Source organism: Polyangium fumosum, from assembly GCF_005144585.1.
Lineage (GTDB): Bacteria > Myxococcota_A > Polyangia > Polyangiales > Polyangiaceae > Polyangium > Polyangium fumosum.
The window spans coordinates 89,853-113,547 of record NZ_SSMQ01000017.1; the positions used below are offsets into that span (position 1 = coordinate 89,853).

The window sequence follows — 23,695 nt, forward strand, 5'->3', positions numbered from 1 at the left end:
GGCGAAACAAAAAGAAAACGCGCCGCCCGGCGCGAAGAGCGGCCGGGCGGCGCGTCGATCAGGCGCTCAGTTGACGGAGCCGGCAGCCTTGCCGCCGACGCTGGCGCTCGCCTCGACGGAGACCTTCACCTCGACGCTCGCGTTGAGCGAGGCGGTCGCCGCCTGCGTGGCGCAGACGAAGGCCTTGCCGCTCGACGTGAGCGCGCCCTCCAGGTTCCCGCCGACCTCGACGAGGACCTGGCCGGCGTCGAGCGCGGCCTGACCACGCTCGATGCCGTTCACGATGAGCTTCGGCAGGTGCTCTTCGAGCGCAGCCGCGAGCGCTTCGAGATCGGCGGTGGCGCCGCCCGCGAGCTCGATCGTGACCTTGGGCGGCGTGCACGACGCGTTCGCCTGGACCTGCGCGTTGCAGCTCGCCTGGCAGTCGGCGTCGAGCTCGCACTCGGGCGGCGTGATCTTGCCCTCGCAGTGCGGGGCCTCGAACTCGACGGAGCACTCGCCGCGGCAGGTGCCGTCGCACTGCACGGCGGCGTTGGCTTCGAGCTCGCACGCACCCGAGCAGGTACCCTCGCACGTGCCGTCGCAGCGGCCGTTGCAGTTGTTCGCGTCGCCCGTGGAGCACTGGCCGTCGCATTTGCCGTTGCAGACGGCGCTGCACGAGCCCCGGCACTCGACCGTGGCGCCGACGTCGGCCGTACAGGCGCCCTTGCACTCGGCCTTGCACGTGCCCGCGAGCTTGCCGGGCTCGCACTTGGCTTCGAGCTGCGCCGGCGTGCACTTGCCGCTCACGTCGCAGCGCGCGTTGCACTCGGCGGAGGCATCGAGGCTCGCCTCGCACTTGCCGCCCTCGACGAGCGCGACGAGCTGCACGTTCGCGTTGGCCTTGATCACCTCGTCGAAGCCGAGCTCGGCCTCCTTGCACACGGCCTCGAGGCGAGCCGAGCCTTCGAGCGACGACCACTTCGTTTCGTCGCGATTCGTCGCCTTGGCGATGCCCTGGCAGGCCGCGGTGACGTCGGCGATCATCTTGTCGGCGAGCGTGACGAACGCGCCCGAGGCGCTCATGAACGACTTGACGCGGAAGTCGATGTCGAGGTTCGCGCCCCACTGCGCGTCGGCGCGGAACTCGTCACATCCCTCGGCGATGTCGGCGATGTCGCTGCAACCGAGGCCGGCGGTGAGGCCGACTCCGAGCACGAAGGCAGGCGCGGCGACGAGGCGGATCCACTTGTTTTTCTGCGACATGCGAAGCTCTCCTTTGGAAGAAGTGGTGGGTACGTTGAAGCGCACGTGCACCTTCTGCGCCATGCGAAGTGCGCTCGGAGCACCCTCCCGTCCATCCCCGGGTCCCTCGCGGAATCCCCGGATCACGGCGGGAGGGTGCGAAAGAGACGTGCCGCGCGTGGCGAAAGTCTTTGCGCGGCAAAAGATCGATCGAGATCAGAAGTGACCAGCTCCTGTTACCAGCAGCTCGACTCGCCGCCCTGGTTCGGGTTCGCCGGGTTGGCGAGCGTGTAGGGGAAGAGCTGGCACTTCTGGTAGTTCTGCGAACCTGGGTTGAGGTCGCACTCGGCGCGCTTGCCGCTCGGCGAGAGCGGGCAGTCGTTGTTCGACGTGCAAGGCCCGTTCGAGGTGCTGAGGTCGACACAACCGCGGCTGCCGTCGGTGGCCTGGAAGCAGACGGAGAGGCCGGTGAGCGAGCCGCAGTCCTCGTCGGTCACGCAGGGCTCGCAGTATTTGCCCTCGCCGACGCAGGCGCCGAAGCGGTGGAAGCACGCCTTCGGTCCGTCCGGCGCGGCATCGCTCACGGGCTTGCACTCGAACGCGCGCCCGCAGTCGGCGTCCTTCACGCACCCGGAGGCGCAGCGCTTCGTGGTGTCGTCCGGGAGCGAGATGCAGTGGCTGTTCGGGATCTGTGAACAGTCGAGATCAGTGTTGCACGGGGCGCACGTGTCGCGCTGGACGCACGTCTTCCGGAGTACACAGAGCTGTCCCTCGAACATCGTGTTGCCCTGCCCGAGCGAGGTCGGCTCGATGCACGGGTCGCTCGACTGACCGCAGAGGCCGTTGTTGCCCTTCGACGGGTTCATGCTGCCGCAGAGCGCGCGCGCCTCGCGGGTCGTGCCGCAGTAGAAGCCGCCGGGGCACTCGGCGTCGCTCTGGCAATCTTGCTTGGTGCAGAAAGCATCGGCGTCCCCCTCGGCGGCCGAGAGGCAGGAGAGCGGCGCCGTGCACTCGCCCGGCGCGCACGCGAGCACCGTGCAGGGCGTGTTGTCGGGGCACTTGCCGACGAGGCAGTTCGCACGTCCGTAGCAGTAGGTCTCGTCGAGCTTGCAGGTGTCGGGCGCGCCGCCGCACTGATCGAGGAAGCAGGGCGATCCCGTCTGCGGGCAGGAGAGGGTCTTGCTGCACTCGTCGCCGAAGGGGCATTTGAAGCCGAAGCCGAAGGGCTTCTCGTTCGGCTGGCAGGAGAACATTTCACGCTTCGTGTCGTCCTCGACCGCGGGCGCGCAGTCTTGCGTGCCGTCGGCGAGGCAATCGGCGTGACCCGCGCACTCGAGGACGCAGCGGTTCTCCACGCACGTGTTGCCGGGCAGGCACTTGTCGGGGGTGCACTTCCCCTCGCATTTGCCGTCTGCGGTGACGAAGCCGCCGAAGCAGAACGGCACCACCTCCTCTTCGGAGCAGGCGCCGAGCGCGCCACCAAAGAGGAGGGAGAGGAGCGAGAGGGCGGCGGCAAAACGAAGGCGCGGCTGCCGTGAACGGAGAACAGGAGAATGCTGCATGATGGCCTCGAACCTTGGAGGGCCGTCCCTCCGCGGGTGTGGGTATGCATGGGACGGTGCCGTGTTCCACGCATCTTGCCTGGGAACGGATCCGGTCCGGGCGAGGCCTTTTGCAAGGAGGGTGCTTGACGCCCTGAACCCCCGCGAGGACCATTCCGACCTACCTCATTCCAGGCGCGGTGGCATCATGCGAAACGACGTGCTCTTTCGGTGCTTGGTTCTCGGTCTGACGGCAGCTTTCGGTTTGATCGGCTGCGGCGGTGACGAGGGCGATGGCAACGTGACACCGGGGTTCCCAGATCAAACGGGGCAACTCCCGCGTGGATCGTGGGCGCTCCCGTATCCCGCAGGTCCCTTCGGCATCAGCAAGGGCTCGATAGCGCAGAATTACGAGCTGATCGGTTTTCCGAACGCGAAGGAAAAGATCGGCGAGGGCGTGCGATTCATCTCCTTTGCGGAGTTCTACAATCCGACGGGCGACGGGGTTTTTCCGGAAAACTCCGTGTTCCCTGCGGGCACGCCGAAGCCGAAGGCGCTCGCGATCATCATCTCTGCTTCGTGGTGCGGCCCTTGCCAGTATGAGGCGGCCGAGGTCCTCCCGGGCCTGCGCGCGGAGTACAACCCGATCGGCGGCGAGTTCCTCCTCGCGCTCGCGGAGGGAATCTCCGGCTCGCCGGCGACGCCCGAGGATCTGACGAAGTGGGTGAAGAAGTTCGCCATCGACTACCCGTCGGTGACCGATCCGGGCGGCAAGCTCGCGGCGTTATGGGAGAGCGATTCGTTCCCGGCGAACATCATCATCGACACGCGGACGATGGCGATCGTTCAGACGTACGCCGGTCCGCCTCCTGCGACGTACTGGAAGACCTTCGAGAAGGTCATCGCAGGGACGTTGTAGCCCTCTCGCCTGCTTTTGCGCGCGTGCCGCCTCTCCGCCTTTGCGGCATGATGTGCGGATGAACGCGCAAAAAGCACACGTCCTCGGCGCGGCGCTCGCCGGCCTTCTCCTCAGCTCGTGTGGCGGCGAAATGCCCTCCGCGAAGGCCGGCGGCGGCGCGACGGCACCCGACTTCACGCTGCCGTCGCTCGACGGCAAGCAGGTCCGGCTCTCCGACTACAAGGGGAACAGCGTGGTGCTCATCGACTTCTGGTCGACCACCTGTGACCCCTGCATGATCGAGATGCCGCACCTCGTCGATCTTTACAAAAAGCACAAGGATCGCGGCTTCGTCGTGCTCGCCGTCTCCGCCGACGGGCCGGAGTCGCGTGCACAGGTGAGCAGCGTGGTGCGCTCGAAGGACATGGTCTTCCCCGTCCTGCTCGACGAGGAGACCGTGGTGACGGCCCGCTACAATCCGAAGCGCGAGCTGCCCTTCACGGTGCTGATCAGCAAGGACGGTTCGATCGTGCACAAGCGTGGTGGATACACCGCGGGTGACGAGAAAACGCTCACTGTCGAGGTCGAGAAGGCCCTCGCGGAGTGATCGGGCGCCGCGCACGTCATGGTAGAAGGCGCGCGTGAGATCTTCCTCGCGTCGCGCCGCTGCTGCGCTGGCCGTCACCCTCGGAAGCCTCGCGATCGCGCCCGCCGCGCGCGCGCTCGACCTGCCCGGGCCGGCGGGTGAGCCGATCGGGCTCGACGTCACCAACACCACGGTCGTCGACTATCGCTGGGACAATCGCAACCACGATCCAAGGGCGTTCAACCCGCGGCCGATCGTCGACGACGACTACGGCGAGTGGATCAACCGCCTGAACGTGCAGGCGACGTGGTGGCGCTTCCGCGTCGGCGTGCGGCTCGACTCGGCGCTCTACTACCTGACGACGAAGCGGACCGAGGCGCAGGTGATCGCGCAGCGCCAGATCGACGCGGTGAAGCAGGCGGATCCGAACGCCCAGGTCCCGCAAACGATCGACTATGCGAACCGCTTCTACAACGAGCTGAACACGCGGTTTCTGAACAGCATCTACCCGGCCAAACTCTACGTCGGATACAACCAGCCGGGCCTCGACATCACGATCGGCGATTTCTACGCGCAGCTCGGCCGTGGCCTCGTGCTCAGCGTGCGCAAGATCGACGAGCTCGCGATCGACACGACGATCCGCGGCGGCAAGGTGGTCTTCGACAAGAAGCTCGGGCCGGCGCGGATCGGCGCCACGCTGCTCGCGGGGCAGATGAACCCGCTGCGCTTCGACGAGGTGAGCGGCCGGCGCCTGCACGGCGCAGGATCCCCCTTGTTTTTCGGCTTTCCGGACGCAAAGCCCGCGACGACGTACGCCATCAACGGGCAGCCGATCGTCGCCGAGGCGAGGCCGAGTTACCTCGAGGACACGATCTTCGGCGGCCGCGTCGAAGGCGGGATCGACGCCGTCCAGTTCGCCGCGAACGCGTCGGTGCTGGTGCGCAAATCCTTCACCGAGGAGAACCTCGCGTGCAGGAGCGCCTGCGCGACGGGCGACTCGACGTGCGTGGATCACTGCTACGCGCAGTTCCCCGAGTTCACGGTCCTGCCCGGAGGCCGCTCGCACAACCAGATTCGGACGTTCAGCGGATCGGTGAACGTGCCGTCGATCGCGGGGATCGGCGACCTTTACGTGGAGGTCGCGGGGCAGCAGCTCCGCGACGGGCACGTGGGCGCGATCGACGCGCAAGGCGCGGCGACAGAGCGGCAAGCGGACGTGTCGGGGTACGCGGTATACGCGAACGCGAACTTCGGCCTCGGGAAACTCCAGCTTTCCTTGGAGGGCAAACACAACCGAAAATTCTTCCCGCTCGGTTCGAACATCGACGTGACGACGCCGGGCTACAGCGCCCCCGAGTACAGCGTCGTCGCCTACAGCGCGCCGCCGACGGCGGAGCCGATCTACATCGAGCCGATCGAGTCGCCGAACGTGTGCATGACCGGCGGCCGCGCGACGGCGAACTTCAAGTACGACGAGCACACGTCGGTCTACGGCTGGCTCGGTCGTTACCGGAGCTGGACCGAGGTGCCTACGAACGACCTCTGTCAGTCGATGGACGACCAGTTCCGCACGGACACGTGGGACACGGCCGTGGGCATCGACATGAGCCGCGAGCAGGGCAAATCGCACGCGCGTGCCTGGATCGGCGCGCGTATCGCGGAGCGCGCGGTGCCCACGCTCGGCACGCGAGCGCCGGGCGAGACGGACGTCCTCTATTACGAGGGCTACATCCGCTACGACCTCGTCAAGCACATCAAGGGCCCGTTTTCGTTGCAGCTCCAAGGGTTTCACCGGAACCGCTACCTGCCCGCGACGCACGGTCGGGTGTGGAACGAGGGCGAGAACTACACGGCGCTCCACTGGTCGCCGCACCTCTCGGCGGTCTTCGGCTACGAGTACTCGACGCGCCCCGGCTGCCAGCCCGAGCTCGCCGGTGCCGACGAGTTCAAGGTCGTGCTTTGCCACTACCTGAGCGGCGGCCTCACATACCGATCCGGGAGCACGGACTCGTGGGCCTCGCGGCTCGTGAACACCGTGAACCTCTTCGTCGGGCAGCGGCGCGGCGCGATCCGCTGCGTCTCCGGCGTCTGCCGCCTCTTCCCACCCTTCGAAGGCGCGCGGCTCGAGGTCGTCTCCCGGTTCTAGCCGGACAAACCGTTATTTTGCCCGGAGCATCGCGCACGCGACGCCCGTGCGCACGCGCGGGTCGGCATCGACCGCGAGCAGCGCGGCGCGCCCGAGCTCGCCGAGCGCCACGAGCGACGTGCCCGCGGCCTTGCGCGCCTGCTCGCTCGTCGAGCGCGCGTCCTCCGTGAGGAGCGGGAGCACCTCGCGCGCACCCGCACGCGCGAGCGCCGCTTTCGCGAGCAACGCGCGGATGCCCTTGCCCTTCGCGATGCCGAGCAGCTTCTGCGTGATCTCGGCGCGCTCCTTCGGCTTCGCGCCCTCGCCCTCGGCCGGCGCCATCTCCAGGCCACGGCCGAGCGCCGCGATCGCGACGTCTTCGTCCGCGTCGCTCCGAGCTTTCACGAGGGCCTCGCGCACGCTCGGCGTGGCGAGCGTCGCCGCGTGGATCGCGAACACCCGCTCGCGCGTCGAGCCCGTCTCGATCGACCGCGCGAGGATGCCCGCTGCGTCCTCCGCGCCGGGCCCGGGCTGACGGACGAGCACGGCCGCTGCCGCGATCTGCGGCAAGCCTCGTTCGGCCTGCGACACGCGCACGAGCTGCGCTCGCCCGCCCGCGTCCAGCGCGCGCGCCGAGGACCACGCGCCCACGATCGCGACCCGCTCGTCCTCGTCGGCCTTCACGAAGAGATCCTTCAGCGCGAGCACGACGCGCTCGCCGCCGAGGTTGCCGACCGCGTCGATCGCCTGCAAACGCGCGGGCGGGTGCGGATCGAGCCGCGCCGCTTCGAGCAGCGCCTCGGTGTCGTTCGGATCGAACGCGTCGAAGGCGGCCTTGAGCGCCGCGAGACGCACGGCCTGGTCCCCGTCGGTGAACAGGCTCCTGCGCTGCGTGCCGTCCGCGTACGCGACGAGCCCACGCGCCTCCACGGCGCGCCACGCGCTCGATGCGCCCTTCGACGCGAGTGCTGCGCGCGCTGCCTCTGCGAGATCGTCGCGATCCCAGAGGCGCGCATCGAAGCGGATGAGCGCTGCGATCGCCGCGACCTCGTCGCTGTCCGCGGCGCGCGCTTCGAGCACGTCGTCGAGCCCTTCGGCGCAGGACGGTAGCTCCCGGAGCTTGCTCACGCCGGCGTCCCCCTTCGCGGCCTTCACCTCTTGTTCGAGCACGACACGCGCGATGCGCCGCGCCTCGGCCTCGCCGACGGCCTCCTGCGCGGCGCCGGACGCGAGCACGCGCCGCGCTCCGCCGAGATCGCCTTGCTCCGCGGCGCGCAGCGCCGGGCCTCCGCCGCAGCCTGCGGCGAGAGCGAGGACGAGGAGACTTCCAAGGGCGCGTGGGAGGTTCGTGCGGCGAGCGATCATCGGGCGTTCCTTTCGAGCTACCTGACCTCGCTCCTGCTCGCAAAGGCTTCCGTGGCCCGCGCGCGCTCGGCCCTTTCCCCCGCGCCTCCGGTGCGTCACCCTGCGCGCTTCGGGTGGCTCTTTTGTCTCCCGAACACGCCCATCGCGTCCGCGCCCCTACAGGCCTCGGCGTCGCGAGGGCCTTCGGTTCATGCGTTTCGACGTCATCGCCAACATCACGGCTCGCCTCTACCGCCGGCGGCCCTCCCTCCTCGACGACGTGAGGCGCATCTGCGCAGGTGTCGCCGAGGTTCATCCCACCACGCAGGTCGACGAGCTCGACGCCGTCTGCGCGCGGATCGCGGCGCGCGGCACAGACCTCGTGATCCTCTCCGGCGGCGACGGCAGCTTCATGGCCGGCGTCACGGCGCTCGCGCGGGCCTTCGGCGAGGCCTCGCTTCCGCGGCTCGCGCTCCTGCCCGGCGGCACCGTCGCGACCGTCGCGCGGAACTTCGGCATGCAGGGGGATCCGACGCGGCTGCTCGCGCGGCTCTTCGCCTCCCGCACGCTCGCCTCCCGGCGCAGGGCCACGCTGCGCGTGCGTGAGGCGCGCGAGGGCGCGGAGACGACGCGCATCGGCTTCATCTTCGGCACCGGCCTCGTCGCGCGGTTCTTCGACCTCTACTACGCGGACGGCGCGCGCGGGTACGGCGGCGCGGCGCGGATCGCCGGTCGGATCTTCGTCGAGTCGTTCGTCGACGGCCCGTATGCACAGCAGGTGCTCACGCCCATGCCGTGCACGATCGAGGTCGACGGGCATCGCCTCGGCTCCGATCGCTGGTCGCTCGTGTGCGCCTCCGTCGTGCGTGACCTCGGCCTCGGCATGCGCGTCAACCACCGCGCGGGCGAAGACCTCGATCGCCCGCACCTCGTCGCGAGCCCTCTGCCTCCACGCTCGCTTGGCCCGCGCGCGCCGCTCGTCCTCCTCGGAAAGCCCATCGGTGGCGCGGGCGCTTTTGATGATCTCGCGCGCTCGTTCGTCGTGCGCTTCTCCCCCGAAGGGCCCTACGTGCTCGACGGCGACGTGCTGCGCGCCTCGGAGGTCACGGTCTCCGCGGGCCCGTCCATCGACGTCGTCACGTTCTGATCCGCGCGGCCGTCACGCACTCCGACGCGTCGGAGCCTTCCTCGTGGCCGCACCCTTCCGCGCCTGCGCCTTTACGGAGAGCTTCGGCACGATCTTCGTCGCCATCCCCTTCTTCGGCGCGATGGTCTTCGCGCTTCGAGTTGTCTTCGTCGCCGCAGCCTTCGTCGTCCCCGTCGCGAGCGACGGCCTCGTCCTCGCCCTCGCGGGCGCCCGCGCGGCCGGCCGCTTCGCAGCTTGCGTGATCTTCCCGGCGCGAAGCGCGTCTCGCGCCATCGCCATGAAGTCCGTGTCGGTCACGATGCCGAGCAGCCGATCGTCTTCGTCCACCACGGGCAAGCAGCCGATCTTCTGCGTGAGCATGACGTCCGCTGCGTCCGCCGCGTCGTCGTCCGGCCCGATCGTGTCGACGGAGCCACGCATCACATGGCGGACGCACGTCTTCCGCTTCGCCTCGGCCGCGTCGTCCGCCGGCAGCTTCTCGAGGACGCGGCCCGTGGCTTCCAGGATGTCGCGGTGCGACAAGAGGCCCACGAGCACGTCGCCATCCAGCACGGGCAGGTGACGTATGCGCTCGACGGTCATGAGCTCTTCCGCGAACAGGATGTTGTCGCCGAGCTCGAGCGTGCTGACGGGCGCGCTCATGATCTCTCGCACCTTCACGCGATCCTCCTTGTTCCCGCGCGCGCCGTGCGCACTGCACAACGTGATGACGCGCGACGCGCTGCACCACGCGTCACGTGTGCATCTCGCGAGCCACGCGTGTGCATGACCGAATCGTGACGGGACGCAGGGCGACGGCTGAAGAGCGCATGTGACAGTCGGCCTCGTGCAAATGGACGTCCCGGATTCAAAGCCCTCCATCACGGTCGTCGCCGCCTCGAAATGGTCGCTGTCCGAGCTCTCCCACGTGGCCGCGCTCGTCGCGATGCACGTGGGCCTCGTCATCGCGCTCGTGCGTGGTCCGACGTGGCGCCTCGTCGCGCTCGCCGCTGCGACCTACCTCGTGCGCATGTTCGCGATCACGGCCGCGTACCATCGCTACTTCTCGCACCGCAGCTTCAAGACGAGCCGGCTCTTCCAGCTCGTGCTCGCGTTCCTCGGCACGACGGCCGTGCAGAAGGGGCCGCTCTGGTGGGCCGCGGCGCACCGCGTTCACCACAAGCACTCCGACACCGAGCGCGACGTGCACAGCCCCCTGCGACGCGGCTTCTGGTACGCCCACCTCGGCTGGTGGATGGGCAAAGACCACCAGGAGACGCGGCTCGATCTGGTCCCTGATCTCGCCGGATATCCCGAGCTCCGCTGGCTCGATCGTTACCACGTGATCGGATCGGCCGCGCTCATCGCCGCGGTCACGATCCCCTTCGGCTTCGACGGCTTCTTGTGGGGCTACGTCGCCTCGACGGTCGTGCTCATGCACGCGACGTTCACGATCAACTCGCTCGCGCACGTGTGGGGATCACGCCGGTACGCGACGAAGGACACGAGCCGCAACAACGCGTTCCTCGCGCTCCTCACGCTCGGCGAGGGCTGGCACAACAACCACCACCACTACATGTCGAGCGCGAACCAGGGCTTCTTCTGGTGGGAGATCGACATCAGCTTCTACGTGCTCCGCGCGCTCGAGAAGCTCGGCATCGTGTGGGATCTGCGCCGTCCGCCCGAGCGCATCCTGCGCAAGGATCTCATCGCGGAGGTGGGCGAGCGCGCGCCGCTCCTGCTCGGCAAGGAGACGACGAGCGAGGACGACGTCGCGCCTTCGCTCGCTCGCACGGCGACGCGCGTCAGTTGACGGTGGACGAGCTCTTGGCGGGGCCGGGCAGCGTGCCTTGCGCCCCGCTGACGCTCTCCGTCCGCGGCTTGCGTTGCTCACGCTGACGCTCGACGGCGGCGCGCACGAAACGCGAGAAGAGCGGATGCGCCGCCTGCGGGCGGCTCTTGAACTCCGGGTGGAACTGGCAGCCCAGGAAGTAGGGGTGATCCCGGAGCTCGACCATCTCCACGAGGCGCTGGTCCGGCGACGTCCCCGAGAGCACGAGGCCGCCCTGCGCGAGCGCGTCGCGGTACTTGTTCGACACCTCGTACCGATGACGATGACGCTCGCTGATCGACGTCGCGCCGTACGCCTCGGCCGCGACCGAGCCACGCTCGAGGACACACGGATACGCGCCGAGCCGCATCGTGCCGCCCTTGTCGAGCACGCCCTTCTGGTCGGGCATCAGGTCGATGACCGGATGGGCCGCGTTGCGATCGAACTCGGCCGAGTTCGCGCCGTGGAGCCCGCAGATGTGCCGCGCGAACTCGACCACGGCGAGCTGCATGCCGAGGCAGATGCCGAAGAACGGCACCTTCTGCTCGCGCGCGTAGCGGATCGCCTCGATCTTCCCCTCGGTGCCGCGGTCGCCGAAGCCGCCGGGCACGAGGATCGCGTCGAGCGCGCCGAGCAGCTCCGCCGCGCCCTTCTGCTCGATCTGCTCCGAGTCGATGTACTCGAGGTCGACGCGCACGTCGTTGTGCAGGCCGCCGTGCACGAGCGCCTCGTGCAGCGACTTGTAGGCGTCGCGCAGGTGCACGTACTTGCCGACGACGCCGATCTTCACCGTGCCGCGCGTGGGGCGCTTGAAGCGCTCGACCACCCAGTGCCACTGCGAGAGATCCGGCTGCCTCGCCCAGATGTTGAGCTTCTCGGCGATCTTCTCGTCGATGCCCTCGGCGTGCAGCACGATCGGCAGCTCGTAGATACACCCGACGTCGACCGCCGCGATCACGCAGTCGACCTCGACGTTCGAGAAGAGCGATATCTTCTCCTTCATGCCGCGCGAGAGCGGCCGGTCGCAACGGCAGAGCAGGATGTCCGGCTGGATGCCGATCTCGCGCATCTCCTTCACGGCGTGCTGCGTGGGCTTCGTCTTGAGCTCGCCCGCGGTCGCGATGAAGGGCACGAGCGTCACGTGCACGCTGACCGCGTTCTGGCTTCCGCACTCGACCTTGAGCTGACGGATCGCTTCGAGGAAGGGCAGCGACTCGATGTCGCCGACGGTCCCGCCGATCTCGACGATGGCGATGTCCACTCCCTCGGCGGCCGCGCGGACGCGGTGCTTGATCTCGTCGGTCACGTGCGGAATCACCTGCACGGTGGCGCCGAGGTACTCGCCGCGACGCTCCTTCGAGATGACCGACTCGTACACGCGTCCGGTCGTGAAGTTGTTCTGGCGCGTCATGCGCGCGAGCGTGAAGCGCTCGTAGTGGCCGAGGTCGAGGTCGGTCTCCGCGCCGTCATCGGTCACGAAGACCTCGCCGTGCTGGTACGGCGACATCGTCCCGGGATCGACGTTGATGTACGGATCGAGCTTGATGTGGGTGACGCGCAGGCCACGCGCCTCCATCAGCGCGCCGATGGAGGCGGCGCCGAGGCCCTTGCCGATCGAGGAAACCACCCCACCCGTGACGAAGACGAATTTGGTCCGCTTGCTCATGAACCGCCGCTCCGGCCCCGCGTGGGCGCATCTCTTCCGAGCCGCGCTCGGTTGGTTTTTCCGTACGCTGTCGGGCAACTTTGCCCGCTTGGGGCAAACACGCTGCCTGAGTACGTACGGGGGTTTGGGGATGCATCACTCCGCTCGATGGAAGTGACGCCCCAAGCGTCAACCAGGGCGCAGTCTAGGCGTCCAGGGTGGCGCGTCAACGCGCGAGCCGCCGAAGAAATAACAGCCTTTTTCCCGCGTGAAAGCCGCGACGCACCCGACGAGGGATGCTAACGTGGGCGATCCTGGTGCCGAGGCGCCCTGCCCATGCGTCTTGCCCGTGTCCTCCTTCCGTCCTCGCCGGTCCCGCGGATCGCGCTCGAACGTGACGGCTGCCTCTACGACGTCGCCGAGCTCGAGCGGATGCGTGAAGGGCTGCTCCTCGACGAGGACGAGGGCTTGTCCGTCGCCGAAGATTTTTTCACGCGCGTCTTCTCCGTCGGCGGCGCGGGCCTCGATGTCCTGGACGATGGACTCTGCGCCGGCAATCGCCCCACGGAAGCGAGGCTCTGGCCCGACGCATTGCTCTGGCTCCCGCCTTGTTTGCCCGAGCGCGCGCTCTTCGTGCAGCTCGTCGGCACGGCCGACGGCGAAGAGCCTCGCTACCACCTCGGCAACCCGCGCGGATTGTTGGGGCACCAAGAATCGGTCGCCTTCCCGCCGACCGAGCTGCGGCCCGACGTCGAGATCTCGATCGCGGCGCTGCTTGGCGACGAGCTCCGCGCCGCGACCGTAGACGAAGCCGAGCGAGCGATCCTCGGCTTCACGATCCTGCTCGGCTGGGTCGCGCGACAACAGGAGCGAACGAGCGGAGTTTTGCGCGCGCGGGACTTCGCGGCGACGCTCGGCCCGGTGCTCGTCACGAAGGACGAAGCCGGCGCGCTCGACGACGCGCGCGTGCGTCTGCGCGTGGGCGGCGTGATCGAAGAGCTCGCGCGTCCCGCGGCGCCGGCGCTCTCGTTCGCCGAGTCGCTCGCCTTCGTCAGCCGCCACGTCACGCTGCTGCCGGGCGATATCGTTGGTGCTCCACCGATCGAAGGCGGCAGCGAGGCCGCGCGGCGCCTCGGCCTCACCTTTGGCGCGACGCTCGAAGTCGCGGTGGATCGTCTCGGAAAGGTCGCAGCGCGGCCCGTGCGTGGGCCCGCGCCGCCGCCGTTTCGTCGCGTGAAGAGCTAGAACCGACCGACGAGCCCGAGCCCGGTCATGTTCGGCGCCACGATCGGCACCGGCATGAGGAACGCGCTCTGCTCCGCCTCCGCGGGCTTCGGCGCGACCGCCTCGGTCTTCATGATGATCCCCTCGGCGATGAGCGCGAGCCCGCCGATCTGCGCGAGTCCGCCGAGCCCCGTCAGAAGTCCGCGTATCCAGATCGATCCGGAGCAATCGGTTGCCGTGGGATCTCCGCACTTGTTCTCGGCGATCGCCATCCACGGCCCGACGATCGGGATCTTCAAGGACTCCGCGCCCGGCGCGTCGGGCCAGCTCGTCGCGGCCACGAAGCCGACGCCGTAGGCGATCGCCGTGATCGCGAGCCCGCCGCCGATGAGCTTCGGCCGCACCGACGACGGCGGATACCGCGGCGCCGGGGCTTCATCCGTCTCCTCGGCGAAGCTCTGCGACGAGCCGAGCAGGAGCGCGAGCGTGACGAGGATCGAGGCGCGCTTCATTCCGCTCGTCACTTCTTCTTCGGCGGCGTCGCCGGGGCGGCCTTCGCGGGCAGGTTCACCGTGTACTTCACGACTTTCGGATCCCCATCGAAGGGCAGGCAATACTCGCCGATGAACGAGCGCTTGATGCACTGCTCGACCGGCGTGCCCGCGAACGGTGCGCCGACCTCGACATCGGTGATCTTACCGATCTTGCCGTCGAACGTGACCGACACCGGGCCCTCGCCCGTGGGGCCGTTCTCGACGACGGTCGCGCAGTTCGCGGCCTTCGACTGGCCACGCTTCAGCGCGATTTCCATCTGCTTGATCTGATCCTCGTTGAGCTTCGCCGGCTCGGACGAGCCGGTCCACTTCGTATCCTCGCCGGTGTCGCCGGACGGAGGTTCGCCCTTCGCGCTGCTCTCGTCGGTGGCCTTTGCCGGCGGTTTTTCCCACGTGGAGTCGTCGCCGGCTTGCTTCGGCTGAGCGCCGCCGCAGGCCACGAGCAGGAGGGAGGTCAAGAGCCCCAGGGTGAGGTGCGAGGTCGAGGTGCGAAGAGCCACGGTCTTCTCCGGTCCCAAAGAGAGGATCGAGTTTGACTCGACCCTAGCAAGGTCTCGCGCTGTCCGCACAATGAAAGCCCACGACTGCTGTCGTCGGATGCGCGCGCCCGACCCGGACGTTGTAGGAAGCTCCCATGCACCAAGGCAGCCGTCTCCGCCCCACGCTCGCCGGCCTCGCGCTCCTCGCCCTCACCGCCTCGGCGCGCTCGGAGGTCCCGAGCCCCGCCGCGAGCCCGGCGCAGGCGCAGGCAGAGCGCCCGAGCGGAGACGCCCCGGCGCGCCCGCGCGCGTCGATCGAGGCAGGGCCGATCCTGCAAGCAATGGAGAAGCTCGCGACGGACGTAAAGGGCTGGGGCGGGACCGTCGGCGTCGCCGTCGTCGACGTGGGCACAGGCGAGACGGTCGCCGCGCGCGATGGGCATGCAACCTTCAACCCTGCATCGAACGCGAAGCTCGTGACGGCCGCTGCGGCGCTGCGCCTGCTCGGGCCGGGGCATCGTTTCGTGACGGGCCTCTACGGCAAGCTCGACGGCGATCGTGTCCCGGAGCTCGTCCTGCGCGGGCAGGGGGATCCTTCGCTCGACGGCGGGGCGCTCTGGCCCATGGTGCGCGAGCTCGTGACCGCGGGCGTGCGGCGCGTGGGCGCGATCGTCGTCGACCAGAGTTACTTCGACGATCGCTTCGTGCCGCCGGCGTTCGAGGAGCAGCCGAACGAATGGGCGCCGTTCCGCGCGCCGGTCTCCGCGGTCGCGCTCGACGAGAACACGGTGACGCTCTCGGTGCGCGCGGCGGAGAAGGGCAAGGACGCGCAGGTGCGCGTTGATCCGCTCGGGTTCGTGGACGTCGTCGGGACGGTGCGGACGACGAAGAAGGGAGATCCGGAGAAGATCACGCTCGAGCTCTCGCCGAAGGGAGATCGCCTCGTCGCGCGCGTGGGCGGTCATCTGCCCGAGAACTCGCGTGTCGTGCGTGTTCGGCGGCGCCTCGACGATCCGCGCCTCGTGCCGGGTCATGCGCTGCGCGCGGTCCTCGCGTCGGCGGGCATCGAGGTCGAGGGACCCGTGAAGCTCGGCGGCGCCAAGGAAAAGCGCCTGCTCGCGTCGCATCGATCCCGCCCGCTCGGCGAGCTGCTCGCGCTGCTCGGGAAGGACAGCGACAACTTCTACGCCGAGATGATCTTCAAGGCCGTCGGTGCCGAGAAGAAGGCGCGCCCGGGCACGGCCGAGGGCGCGGCCGAGGTCATCACCGCTTACCTCAAGGAAATCGGCGCGTTCGAGGAGGGGATGGTCGTGAAAAACGGCTCGGGCCTCTTCGACGCGAACCGCATCACGCCGCTCGGCACCACCGCGCTCCTCCGCGCCGCGTATCGCGACGTGACCATGGGCCCCGAGTTCCTCGCGCACCTCGCGGTCGGCGGCGTCGACGGCACGCTCCGCGGGCGCTTCAAGAACCTCGGGGATCGCGGCATCGTCCGCGCCAAGACCGGCACCTTGAACGCCGTCGCATCGCTCTCCGGCTACGTGCTCGGGCCTCCGGGCCGCGCGCCGCTCGCGTTCTCCATTTACGTGAACGGCATTCCCGACAAGGTCGGCCAAGCGCGTGGCGGGATCGACAAGGTCGTCGAGGCGGCCGCGCGCGCCCTCTGGAAGGACCGGTAGCTCGAGAGCATCGCTTGCTCAGATCGCGCACGCCGTGCCGTGCGTGTATGACACGAATGTCATACCCCCTCGAAAGCCAAAGGCCACGTGGAGGGTTTTTCCACGTGGCCTTCGGTGGGGCGGATTGTGCGGGGGGTTGCCCCGCCGAACCTCAGTAGTAGTCGCGCATCTGCTTGCGGATCTTCACGAGCGCCTGCTCCTGGAGCTGGCGGATGCGCTCGCGCGACAGGTTGTACTTGTCACCGATCTCCTTGAGCGTGAGCTCGTCCTCGTCGTCGAGGCCGAAACGCCAGCGGATGATGCGCGACTCGATCGGCGTCAGCGTGGTGAGCAGCCGCCGGACTTCGTCGCTCCACTTGCGGTTCGCCAGGTGATCGAACGGCGAGAGCGCGTTCTCCTCCTGGAGGAAGTCGATGAACTTGCGCCCATCCTCGTCGCCGACCGGGCGATCGAGGGAGAACGGCGTCTCGGCGTAGAAGTCCTTCACCTTGTCGAGCTTCTCGCGCGGAACGCCGGTCTCCTTCTCGAGCTCCTCGATCGTCGGCTCGTGGCCCGTGCGCGCGATGATCGCCTGGGTCGCGCGGGCGACGCGGTTGTACGTGTCGAGCATGTGCACCGGGATGCGAACCGCGCGGCCCTTGTCGGCGAGGGCGCGGCTGATCGCGTGCCGGATCCACCACGACGCGTACGTCGAGAAGCGGTAGCCGCGGTTGTGATCGAAGCGCTCGACCGCCTTCATGAGGCCGATGTTGCCCTCCTGGATGAGGTCGATCAGCGGCAACCGGCCGCGGTTGTAGCGGCGCGCGATCGACACGACGAGACGGAGGTTCGCCTTGACGAACCGGTTCTTCGCGTCGTGCTGGGCCTGGAACGTCTTCTCGACCCGATCGAGGTAACGCTTGTACGACGGCGACATCGGCAGCGTCGGGCGCGGCGGCCGGATCGGCGCGCCTTCCTCCGTGTCGGCGATCGTGTCCTCCTCGAAGTCCGGCTCGCGCACGAGATCCCGCGCGATGCTGCTGGCGCGCGACATCCAGAGGCGGTCGGAGTCCGGCAGGCGGATCACGGTCGCGAGCTCGTTCGTGAGCTGGCTCCAAGCCTTCTCGTGCTCCGGCGCGAGCTTGTACTTCTGCTTCTTCGCGATCTTTACGAGCTTCTGCAGCTCTTCGATCTGCGGCGCCTTCACCTCGTCCTCGCCCGCCTTCGCCACGTCCTCGGCGAGCGCGTCGAGCACGAACTCGGCCGCGGGCAGGTACGAGAGCAACGCGACCCAGTGATCGATCTCCGTGCGCTCGACGGCACGCGCGGTCTCGAGCTCCTCCTCGGGGCCCATGACCGGGTGCAGCGCCATGTCGCGGAAATACCGCGCGAGCATGGAGTCCCCGCCGCCCTCCTCGATGTCCTTGAGCTCGCGGTCCGCGTTGGTCCGGGGAGAATCCGGCCGGCTCAGCGGCGTGAACTCGAGGTCGATGAACTCGGCCGTCGTCGGCTCCGGATCGTGCATCTCGGGCCGCGGGCGGATGGCGGCAGCCTCTTCCGCGGCCGCGCCTTCGTCATCCAGCATGCCGATGTCGATGTCCGACGCGGCGAGCGGCTCCTTGGCGAGCGGCGTGGCGGGCGTCTTGCTGCGCGCGTCGTCGAGGAGCGCCTCGTCATCGACCGGCGCCTGCGTTTGCTCGGGCTCCTGGCCCTTCGGCCGGCGCTCGATCGTTCCGCTGCGACGAACCGGGCGCGCGTTCGCGACGGCGGCACCGCGGCGGCCGGGCGCGCTCCCGCGGGCGGGCTTGGGGGCCGAGGCGGTGCGCGTCGTGGAGCCCGTCATCGCGGCCTTGGTGGAGGGGCGGTTGGCATCGGGGCGGCGGGCGGTCGACGTGCTCATCTTGCTCTTCGTTGCGGTGGAGGGTTTTTCGTTCACTTCTTCGGAATCACCCTTTCGAGAGTGGAAGCTCTCGGCCGGGTCAAGGAGGGATCGGTCCGGGCTCGTCGGGGTTTCGAAGCTCGCCATGGCTGGGCCCTTGTTCCCGCTGCCCGATAGGGGGCTGAACGGGGGATTGTGCGGTTTGATTCCGGTGGATCCTCTCCGAGAAGAAATCGGCTGGCTCGGGCCGCCGTTCACGGATGCAATGCTGGAGACTGGATCGCTCGTCTTCTCGATGAATTCTGCAAATTTCATGCCGTCATCGGTGTATGTTCCCGAATTTCCCGGTCCCGGGTCGGGCCTTCCGCCGGTCGGCATGCTAGGAGCATCCTCCGACGAGGCATGCAGGGAGGCCGGCTCCCCGTCATGCGAGGCGGTGGGCGATGGACTGCCTCGATGGCGGTGTGCTCCCATGCTTGCGCGCTCCGTTGTAGTCGATGATGCCGACTGAGAACACGTCCAGTCGGGCATTCGTCGTGCGTGTCGTTCACGAGCTCCGCCGCGACCGGCGAAACAGTTGGATGTTTTCTGGGGCTACCCTGGTGCAGGCGATAGCCCATGGAATCTTGGCTTCGTGCGCTGGCCTTCTCGGACAGGCGCTGATGGGTAGGCAACTTGCTTCCTTCAGCGCCCTTGTCGACCCCCGCGACGCCCTGCATCATCCGATTTTTCTGGCTTCTATCGGTCTCGGGGCGTCCCTTGTAAAGACGGCAGCGAGCACCTTCTCCATCTACGGCCAGAAGCGTGCTGTCTTTCAGGTCGGGAACGCAATTCGTCGTACGATCACCGCCGCGATCGTGCTTCAAGGGCAACCGCCGAGCGCGGCCGCCGCCTCTCTCGCCGCGATCACCGTGCGTATCCGCGACGTCGAGCGCGGCGCCGATGAAGGCGTGCTCGCGGCCGCTCGTGCGATTGCACACCTCGTTCCGCTCGCCGTGGCGCTTCTCTGCCTGTCCTCGCGCCTCGCGATCGCCGCACTCCTGCTGCTCGCGCCGTTCGCGCTGATCCTGGCCTTCGCGAGGAGGTTCGTCCGGGTGCATCACGCGCGGTCGGCGCGCCTCGCCGAGGGCCTGCATTCCGCTGTAGACGAGCTGGTACGGCATCTGGATCTATGGCGAACGTATGGAGCCGCCCGGCGCGTGCATGCAGCGCTGGAAAGGGCAGGGGACGAGGCCGGGCGCGCCGCCGCGCAGGCGGAAGCGACCCGAGGCGCGATTTCGGGGGCGAACGAGGTGCTCGCCGCGGCCGCTTTGCTTTTCGTGTGCGTGTGGATCGAGCGGTCGCAGCCGTCCCTCGGCGATGGATCGCTCGTCGCATTTGCGGCGGTGTTTTTTCTAACGTATCGGCCATTGCGCGACCTCGGGGATGCGCGGACGGCGATCGAGCGAGGCGCGGCGTCGCTCGGGGCGCTCGAAGCAAGCGTGCAGGTCGGAGGCGCTGAGGCCGCGCTCGAAGCGGCCGAGGCGGCGAGTGTGCAAGGGGCGCGCAGTCGGTTTCGGCTGGCGTGTCTGTCGGTCGAAGGGCTGCGTTTCGACGTGGGCGGCGTGAACGGGCGGGCTGTGCAGTTCACGGCCGAGCCAGGGCGGATCGTGGCGATCGTAGGTCCGACCGGGAGCGGGAAGACGACGCTGCTCCGGGGGCTGCTCGGGCTCGTGCCCGCGACGGAAGGAGCGCTTCGGTACGACGGGGAGGAGCTGACGCGCGCAGGGGTCGGTCCGGACGAACGGCCCTTCGCGTGGGTGCCGCAAGAGGCGGCGATCGTGTCAGGGACGATCGAGGAGAACGTGGGGCTCGGCGCGAAGGATGCGCCCGCCGCACAGATCCGGCGCGCGCTCGCCGACGTCGGAGGGCTCGGGCTCGCCGAGGCGCGTGGCGGGGCGAGGATGGCGGCCGGAGGGCACGAGCTCTCGGGCGGGGAGCGGCAGCTCGTGGCGATCGCACGCGCGGTCGCGAGCCATCAGCCGGTGCTCTTGCTCGACGAGCCGACGTCGGGGCTCGATGCCGAGGCCGAGGCGCGCGTGCTCGCAGCGCTCGCGGCGCAGCGGGGCGCGCGGACGATCCTGATCGTGACGCATCGGCCGGGGCCGCTCGCGATCGCGGACGAGGTGATCTCGTTCGAGGGAGCGTCAGCCGTCTCGGCCACGACGCTCGCGGCTCAGAACTGAGACAAGAAGCGCGGATCGCTCTCGAAGAGCAGGCGGATGTTCGGGATGCCGTAGCGGAGCATCGCCAGACGATCGAGGCCCATGCCGAAGGCGAAGCCGCTGTACCGCTCGGGATCGAGGCCGCACTGACGGAAGACGTCCGGATGGATCATCCCGCAGCCGAGCACTTCGAGCCACCCCGTGTGCTTGCAGACGCGGCATCCGGCGTAGGTGCCGTCGGCCTGTCGGCAGAAGACACAGCCGCAATCGACCTCGGCGCCAGGCTCGACGAACGGGAAGTAGCTCGGCCGGAACCGCACCGGCAGGCCTGGGCCGTAGAGGCGCTCGATGAAGGCCGTGATGACGCCCTGCAGCTCCGCGAAGCTCACCTTCTCGTCGACGAGGAAGCCGTCGATCTGGTGGAACATCGGCGAGTGCGTGACGTCGTCGTCGCGGCGGTACACCGAGCCCGCCATCACTACGGCGAGCGGCGGCTTGCGGAGCAAAAACTCACGCGGCTGGACCGTCGTCGTGTGCGTGCGCAGGAGCAGGCCCGGCCCGAGCCAGAAGCTGTCCTGCATGTCCGTCGCGGGGTGATCGGGCGGGAACGCGAGCTTCGTGAAGTTGTTCTCTTCGAGCTCGATCTCGGGCCCAGCCTCGGCGACGAAGCCGAGGTCGCGGAAGATCGCGAGCAGCTCGTCACGAACCTGCGCGATGGGATGGAAATGGCCACGGCCGAGCTCGAGCCGGCCCGGCAAGCTGAGGTCGTAGGGGAGTCCGCGCAGCTCGGCCTCGCGAGTGGCGCGGGCGATCGCCTTGAGGCGCGCCTCGAAGGCGGCCTCGACCTCTTCCTTGAAGGAATTGACCCGGCTGCCGACCGTGGCTTTCTGGTCGCCGGGGACATGGCGCATCAGCGCGAGGACGGCGGTGAGCTCGCCCTTTTTGCCGAGGACGCGGGCGTGTTCGAGGCGAAGGGCCTGCTCGTTCGTCGCGGCCGCGAACGCGTCGCGGTACCGCGTGCCGAGCGCGGACAGGCCCTCCTCGATGGCCTTGATCGCCTGGACAGGATCCGCGGCGCTCACGCCCCGTCCTCCTTGCCTAGCGGCTTCCGCCCGCGAGCTTCACGACCGCGCCGAACGACGCCGGATCGTGGATGGCGAGCTCGGACAGGATCTTCCGATCGAGCGTGACGTTCGCCTTCTTGAGCGAGCTCATGAGGCGGGAGTACGTCGTGCCGTTCGTGCGGGCACCGGCGTTGATGCGGACGATCCAAAGGCGCCGGAAATCCCGCTTCTTCAGCTTGCGACTGACGTAGCCGTACTCCCACGCGTGGCGCAGGACCTCGACGGCTTGGCGGTAGCGGTTCTTCCTGCCAAGGAAATACCCCTCGGTCAGGTTCAGGACGCGGTTACGACGACGACGGGCTTTGAACCCACGCTTGACTCTCGGCATTGGGCGCTCCTCTCTTGCTCGGGATCAGCGGTAGGGGAGGAGGAGCTTCACACGCCCCTCCATCGCGGTGTCGACGGTGTCGTTCTTGCGGAGACGGCGAAGGCGCTTCTTGCTCTTCTCCTGCATGCAGTGATTCAAGCCGCCCTTGCTCCGGCGGATCTTGCCCGTGCCAGTGACGCGAAAGCGCTTCGCGGCGGCCCGGTTCGTCTTCATCTTCGGCATGATGCCTTCTCGCTCCCGTGAGGGTGCGCTCTGCCTGGCCTCGCTCCGACCGTCGGAGCGCCGTTCGAAACCAAGGTAGATGCGGCGGGGCGAGCTTTATGGCGGACGGGTGCGGGGGTTGTCAAGGCCGCGAAGGTCCCCAAGAGCTAGCCTCCGCATCCATGCTCGTCCGCGCCACCTTCGAAGAGCCGTCCAGCGACGGATCCCCCGTCCGTACCATCGTGAGCTTCCACGCTGGACATTCGCTCCTGGAAGTCGCGCATTCGCGCGGAATCGCGATCAACGCGCCCTGCGGCGGTCGGGGGTCGTGCGGAAAATGCATCGTCCGTGTGCTCGCCGGGAACGCGCCGCCGACCGAGGAAGACCGCGCGGTGCTGAGCGAGGGGATGCTCCGCGAGGGCCTCCGGCTCTCGTGCCGGATCCGGCCACGCACGCCCGTCACCGTGGAGGTGCAGAGCCGGTTCGATCTGCGCGCGGCGCCTGCCGTGACGCGGCTCGCGGCCGGGGAGCTGCCGAAGATCGTGGATGCCGCGGTGGATCTCGGGTCGACGAGCGTGCAGCTCCGGACGATCGATCCGGCGACGGGCGAGGTGCTCGGCGAGGCGAGCGTGCTGAACCGGCAGGTGCGTCGTGGCCACGACGTGATGACGCGGCTGACGCACGCGCTGCAAGGAAAGCAGGCGCGCGAGGAGCTGACGGAGGACGCGCGCGAGACGCTGCGGCTCCTCGAAGGCGCGGCGCGAGGGCGGATCTTCCCGGAGGACGGCGCGATCCGGCGGTGGGTCGTGGCCGCGAACAGCGCGATGACGACGCTGCTTTGGGGCGCGGACGTGACGAGCCTGGCCGAAGCGCCGTACACGCCGCCGTTCTTCGACGAGCGGACCGGGCCGGCTGCGGAGCTTGGTTTGTCCGGGGAGACGCTCACGACGTTTCCGCTGCTCGGATCGTTCGTCGGCGGTGATACGGCCGCGGCGGTGCTCGCGACCGATCTCGATCGTTCGGGACCTCCGCGCATGCTCATCGACATCGGGACGAACACCGAGATCGTGCTCGCGCACGAGGGCTCGCTCTACGCATCGTCGACGCCCGCGGGGCCAGCGTTCGAAGGTGGAAACATCTCCGTCGGGATGCGCGCGGAGCCAGGCGCGATCGTGCGGATCGAGGTGCGAGACGACGGGGCCATCCGTCCGACGACGATCGGGACGGTGAAGGCAAAAGGGATCTGCGGGACAGGGCTGCTCGAGGTGCTGGGCGAGCTCGTGCGTGCGGGGATCGTGGCGAAGGACGGTGCGATCGCGTCGGGCGCGGATCGGATCACGCTCGCGCGGGGCGTGGATCTCCTGCAGATGGACATTCGCGAGTTGCAGCTCGCGAAGGGCGCGCTGCGGGCCGCGACGAAGCTGCTCTGCATGACGGCGGGAATCCGGGACAAGGACCTCGCGCGGGTGGCGGTGGCGGGCGCGTTCGGGACGCACCTCCGCCACGATGTGGCGATCCGGCTCGGGATGCTGCCGGAGGTGGATCCGTCGGCGGTCGTCGCGGCGGGCAACGCCTCGCTCGAAGGGGCGACGGTGTTCGCGCGGGATCCGGAGGCGGCGCGGGCGAGGCTCGCGGATGTCCGGTCGCGGGTCCGACACGTGGAGCTCGCCACCCGTGATGATTTCCAGGATGTCTTCGTAGCGAGCCTCGATTTCTGAGCGACC

General features: G+C 68.7%; 20 protein-coding genes. 9 read left to right on the plus strand and 11 right to left on the minus strand.

From position 1 onward, the window contains the following. Nucleotides 1–66: 66 nt before the first annotated feature. Nucleotides 67–1,245 carry a hypothetical protein gene (locus E8A74_RS18165; RefSeq protein ID WP_136930282.1) on the minus strand — a complete coding sequence of 393 codons (1,179 nt, stop codon included), beginning with the start codon at nt 1,243–1,245 and terminating at the stop codon, nt 67–69. A gap of 215 nt (nt 1,246–1,460) precedes the next feature. Next, on the minus strand, nt 1,461–2,786 hold the full coding sequence (locus E8A74_RS18170; RefSeq protein WP_136930283.1) for a hypothetical protein: 1,326 nt from the start codon (nt 2,784–2,786) through the stop codon (nt 1,461–1,463). 187 nt (nt 2,787–2,973) lie between these two features. On the opposite strand from E8A74_RS18170, the gene E8A74_RS18175 reads away from it, so the two are divergent. Genes E8A74_RS18175 through E8A74_RS18185 form a run of 3 tightly spaced genes read left to right on the plus strand, consistent with a single transcriptional unit; the run spans nt 2,974 to nt 6,395 of the window. Further along, nucleotides 2,974–3,684: a TlpA family protein disulfide reductase gene (locus tag E8A74_RS18175; RefSeq protein ID WP_136930284.1), complete on the plus strand. Its 711-nt coding sequence runs from the start codon at nt 2,974–2,976 to the stop codon at nt 3,682–3,684. A gap of 58 nt (nt 3,685–3,742) precedes the next feature. Continuing rightward, complete coding sequence (locus tag E8A74_RS18180; RefSeq protein ID WP_136930285.1) at nt 3,743–4,270, plus strand: peroxiredoxin family protein; 528 nt, start codon at nt 3,743–3,745, stop codon at nt 4,268–4,270. A 34-nt stretch (nt 4,271–4,304) separates the two neighbouring features. Then, complete coding sequence (locus tag E8A74_RS18185; protein WP_136930286.1) at nt 4,305–6,395, plus strand: DUF6029 family protein; 2,091 nt, start codon at nt 4,305–4,307, stop codon at nt 6,393–6,395. 12 nt (nt 6,396–6,407) lie between these two features. On the opposite strand, the gene E8A74_RS18190 is transcribed toward E8A74_RS18185, so the two are convergent. Further along, nucleotides 6,408–7,739, minus strand: a complete 1,332-nt coding sequence (locus E8A74_RS18190) for a HEAT repeat domain-containing protein (RefSeq protein WP_136930287.1) — start codon at nt 7,737–7,739, stop codon at nt 6,408–6,410. Nucleotides 7,740–7,929: 190 nt separating this feature from the next. On the opposite strand from E8A74_RS18190, the gene E8A74_RS18195 reads away from it, so the two are divergent. Next, nucleotides 7,930–8,865 (plus strand): diacylglycerol/lipid kinase family protein, encoded by a 936-nt coding sequence (locus E8A74_RS18195; RefSeq protein WP_136930288.1) that lies wholly within the window; start codon nt 7,930–7,932, stop codon nt 8,863–8,865. Between the two features lie 12 nt (nt 8,866–8,877). Here the strand turns inward: E8A74_RS18195 and E8A74_RS18200 are convergent, their stop codons facing one another. Then, on the minus strand, nt 8,878–9,525 hold the full coding sequence (locus E8A74_RS18200) for a CBS domain-containing protein (protein ID WP_170229210.1): 648 nt from the start codon (nt 9,523–9,525) through the stop codon (nt 8,878–8,880). A gap of 265 nt (nt 9,526–9,790) precedes the next feature. On the opposite strand from E8A74_RS18200, the gene E8A74_RS18205 reads away from it, so the two are divergent. Beyond that, nucleotides 9,791–10,657: an acyl-CoA desaturase gene (locus E8A74_RS18205; RefSeq protein ID WP_211365391.1), complete on the plus strand. Its 867-nt coding sequence runs from the start codon at nt 9,791–9,793 to the stop codon at nt 10,655–10,657. Here E8A74_RS18205 and E8A74_RS18210 read toward each other — a convergent pair. Continuing rightward, complete coding sequence (locus E8A74_RS18210) at nt 10,650–12,341, minus strand: CTP synthase (RefSeq protein WP_136930291.1); 1,692 nt, start codon at nt 12,339–12,341, stop codon at nt 10,650–10,652. The genes E8A74_RS18205 and E8A74_RS18210 overlap by 8 nt on opposite strands. Before the next feature lie 315 nt (nt 12,342–12,656). Here E8A74_RS18210 and E8A74_RS18215 point away from each other — a divergent pair, with 315 nt between their 5' ends. After that, complete coding sequence (locus tag E8A74_RS18215) at nt 12,657–13,565, plus strand: fumarylacetoacetate hydrolase family protein (RefSeq protein ID WP_136930292.1); 909 nt, start codon at nt 12,657–12,659, stop codon at nt 13,563–13,565. Here E8A74_RS18215 and E8A74_RS18220 read toward each other — a convergent pair. Further along, the gene (locus tag E8A74_RS18220; RefSeq protein ID WP_136930293.1) at nt 13,562–14,056 is read right to left on the minus strand and encodes a hypothetical protein; all 495 of its coding nucleotides are present in this window, start codon (nt 14,054–14,056) and stop codon (nt 13,562–13,564) included. The two genes, E8A74_RS18215 and E8A74_RS18220, sit on opposite strands and share 4 nt — an antisense overlap. 8 nt (nt 14,057–14,064) lie before the next feature. After that, a complete protein-coding gene (locus tag E8A74_RS18225; protein ID WP_136930294.1) occupies nt 14,065–14,598 on the minus strand; it encodes a hypothetical protein in 534 nt (177 codons plus the stop codon). Nucleotides 14,599–14,732: 134 nt separating this feature from the next. Here E8A74_RS18225 and dacB point away from each other — a divergent pair, with 134 nt between their 5' ends. After that, nucleotides 14,733–16,256, plus strand: a complete 1,524-nt coding sequence (dacB, locus tag E8A74_RS18230; RefSeq protein ID WP_136930295.1) for a D-alanyl-D-alanine carboxypeptidase/D-alanyl-D-alanine endopeptidase — start codon at nt 14,733–14,735, stop codon at nt 16,254–16,256. A 151-nt stretch (nt 16,257–16,407) separates the two neighbouring features. Here the strand turns inward: dacB and E8A74_RS18235 are convergent, their stop codons facing one another. Beyond that, a complete protein-coding gene (locus E8A74_RS18235) occupies nt 16,408–18,135 on the minus strand; it encodes a sigma-70 family RNA polymerase sigma factor (protein WP_170229211.1) in 1,728 nt (575 codons plus the stop codon). Between the two features lie 836 nt (nt 18,136–18,971). Here E8A74_RS18235 and E8A74_RS18240 point away from each other — a divergent pair. Then, a complete protein-coding gene (locus tag E8A74_RS18240; RefSeq protein WP_136930297.1) occupies nt 18,972–20,339 on the plus strand; it encodes an ATP-binding cassette domain-containing protein in 1,368 nt (455 codons plus the stop codon). Here the strand turns inward: E8A74_RS18240 and pheS are convergent. Genes pheS through rpmI form a run of 3 tightly spaced genes read right to left on the minus strand, consistent with a single transcriptional unit; the run spans nt 20,330 to nt 21,992 of the window. After that, entirely contained in the window at nt 20,330–21,400 is a 1,071-nt protein-coding gene (gene pheS / locus E8A74_RS18245; protein ID WP_232379633.1) for a phenylalanine--tRNA ligase subunit alpha, read from the minus strand. The genes E8A74_RS18240 and pheS overlap by 10 nt on opposite strands. Nucleotides 21,401–21,416: 16 nt before the next feature. Next, nucleotides 21,417–21,770 (minus strand): 50S ribosomal protein L20, encoded by a 354-nt coding sequence (gene rplT / locus E8A74_RS18250; protein ID WP_136930298.1) that lies wholly within the window; start codon nt 21,768–21,770, stop codon nt 21,417–21,419. A 24-nt stretch (nt 21,771–21,794) separates the two neighbouring features. Then, the gene (rpmI, locus tag E8A74_RS18255) at nt 21,795–21,992 is read right to left on the minus strand and encodes a 50S ribosomal protein L35 (protein WP_136930299.1); all 198 of its coding nucleotides are present in this window, start codon (nt 21,990–21,992) and stop codon (nt 21,795–21,797) included. Nucleotides 21,993–22,153: 161 nt separating this feature from the next. Between rpmI and E8A74_RS18260 the strand changes: the two genes are divergently transcribed. After that, the gene (locus tag E8A74_RS18260; protein WP_170229212.1) at nt 22,154–23,689 is read left to right on the plus strand and encodes an ASKHA domain-containing protein; all 1,536 of its coding nucleotides are present in this window, start codon (nt 22,154–22,156) and stop codon (nt 23,687–23,689) included. Nucleotides 23,690–23,695 lie beyond the last annotated feature (6 nt).

What these genes read in the sequence shown, in the direction of transcription:
- E8A74_RS18165 (WP_136930282.1), bottom strand. Translation starts at nt 1,245, where the DNA reads ATGTCGCAGAAAAACAAGTGGATCCGCCTCGTCGCCGCGCCTGCCTTC.
- E8A74_RS18195 (WP_136930288.1), top strand. Translation starts at nt 7,930, where the DNA reads ATGCGTTTCGACGTCATCGCCAACATCACGGCTCGCCTCTACCGCCGG.
- E8A74_RS18260 (WP_170229212.1), top strand. Translation starts at nt 22,154, where the DNA reads ATGCTCGTCCGCGCCACCTTCGAAGAGCCGTCCAGCGACGGATCCCCC.
- E8A74_RS18210 (WP_136930291.1), bottom strand. Translation starts at nt 12,341, where the DNA reads ATGAGCAAGCGGACCAAATTCGTCTTCGTCACGGGTGGGGTGGTTTCC.
- E8A74_RS18215 (WP_136930292.1), top strand. Translation starts at nt 12,657, where the DNA reads ATGCGTCTTGCCCGTGTCCTCCTTCCGTCCTCGCCGGTCCCGCGGATC.
- E8A74_RS18180 (WP_136930285.1), top strand. Translation starts at nt 3,743, where the DNA reads ATGAACGCGCAAAAAGCACACGTCCTCGGCGCGGCGCTCGCCGGCCTT.
- E8A74_RS18170 (WP_136930283.1), bottom strand. Translation starts at nt 2,786, where the DNA reads ATGCAGCATTCTCCTGTTCTCCGTTCACGGCAGCCGCGCCTTCGTTTT.
- rplT (WP_136930298.1), bottom strand. Translation starts at nt 21,770, where the DNA reads ATGCCGAGAGTCAAGCGTGGGTTCAAAGCCCGTCGTCGTCGTAACCGC.
- dacB (WP_136930295.1), top strand. Translation starts at nt 14,733, where the DNA reads ATGCACCAAGGCAGCCGTCTCCGCCCCACGCTCGCCGGCCTCGCGCTC.
- E8A74_RS18235 (WP_170229211.1), bottom strand. Translation starts at nt 18,135, where the DNA reads ATGAGCACGTCGACCGCCCGCCGCCCCGATGCCAACCGCCCCTCCACC.
- E8A74_RS18205 (WP_211365391.1), top strand. Translation starts at nt 9,791, where the DNA reads ATGCACGTGGGCCTCGTCATCGCGCTCGTGCGTGGTCCGACGTGGCGC.
- E8A74_RS18220 (WP_136930293.1), bottom strand. Translation starts at nt 14,056, where the DNA reads ATGAAGCGCGCCTCGATCCTCGTCACGCTCGCGCTCCTGCTCGGCTCG.
- E8A74_RS18175 (WP_136930284.1), top strand. Translation starts at nt 2,974, where the DNA reads ATGCGAAACGACGTGCTCTTTCGGTGCTTGGTTCTCGGTCTGACGGCA.
- rpmI (WP_136930299.1), bottom strand. Translation starts at nt 21,992, where the DNA reads ATGCCGAAGATGAAGACGAACCGGGCCGCCGCGAAGCGCTTTCGCGTC.
- E8A74_RS18190 (WP_136930287.1), bottom strand. Translation starts at nt 7,739, where the DNA reads ATGATCGCTCGCCGCACGAACCTCCCACGCGCCCTTGGAAGTCTCCTC.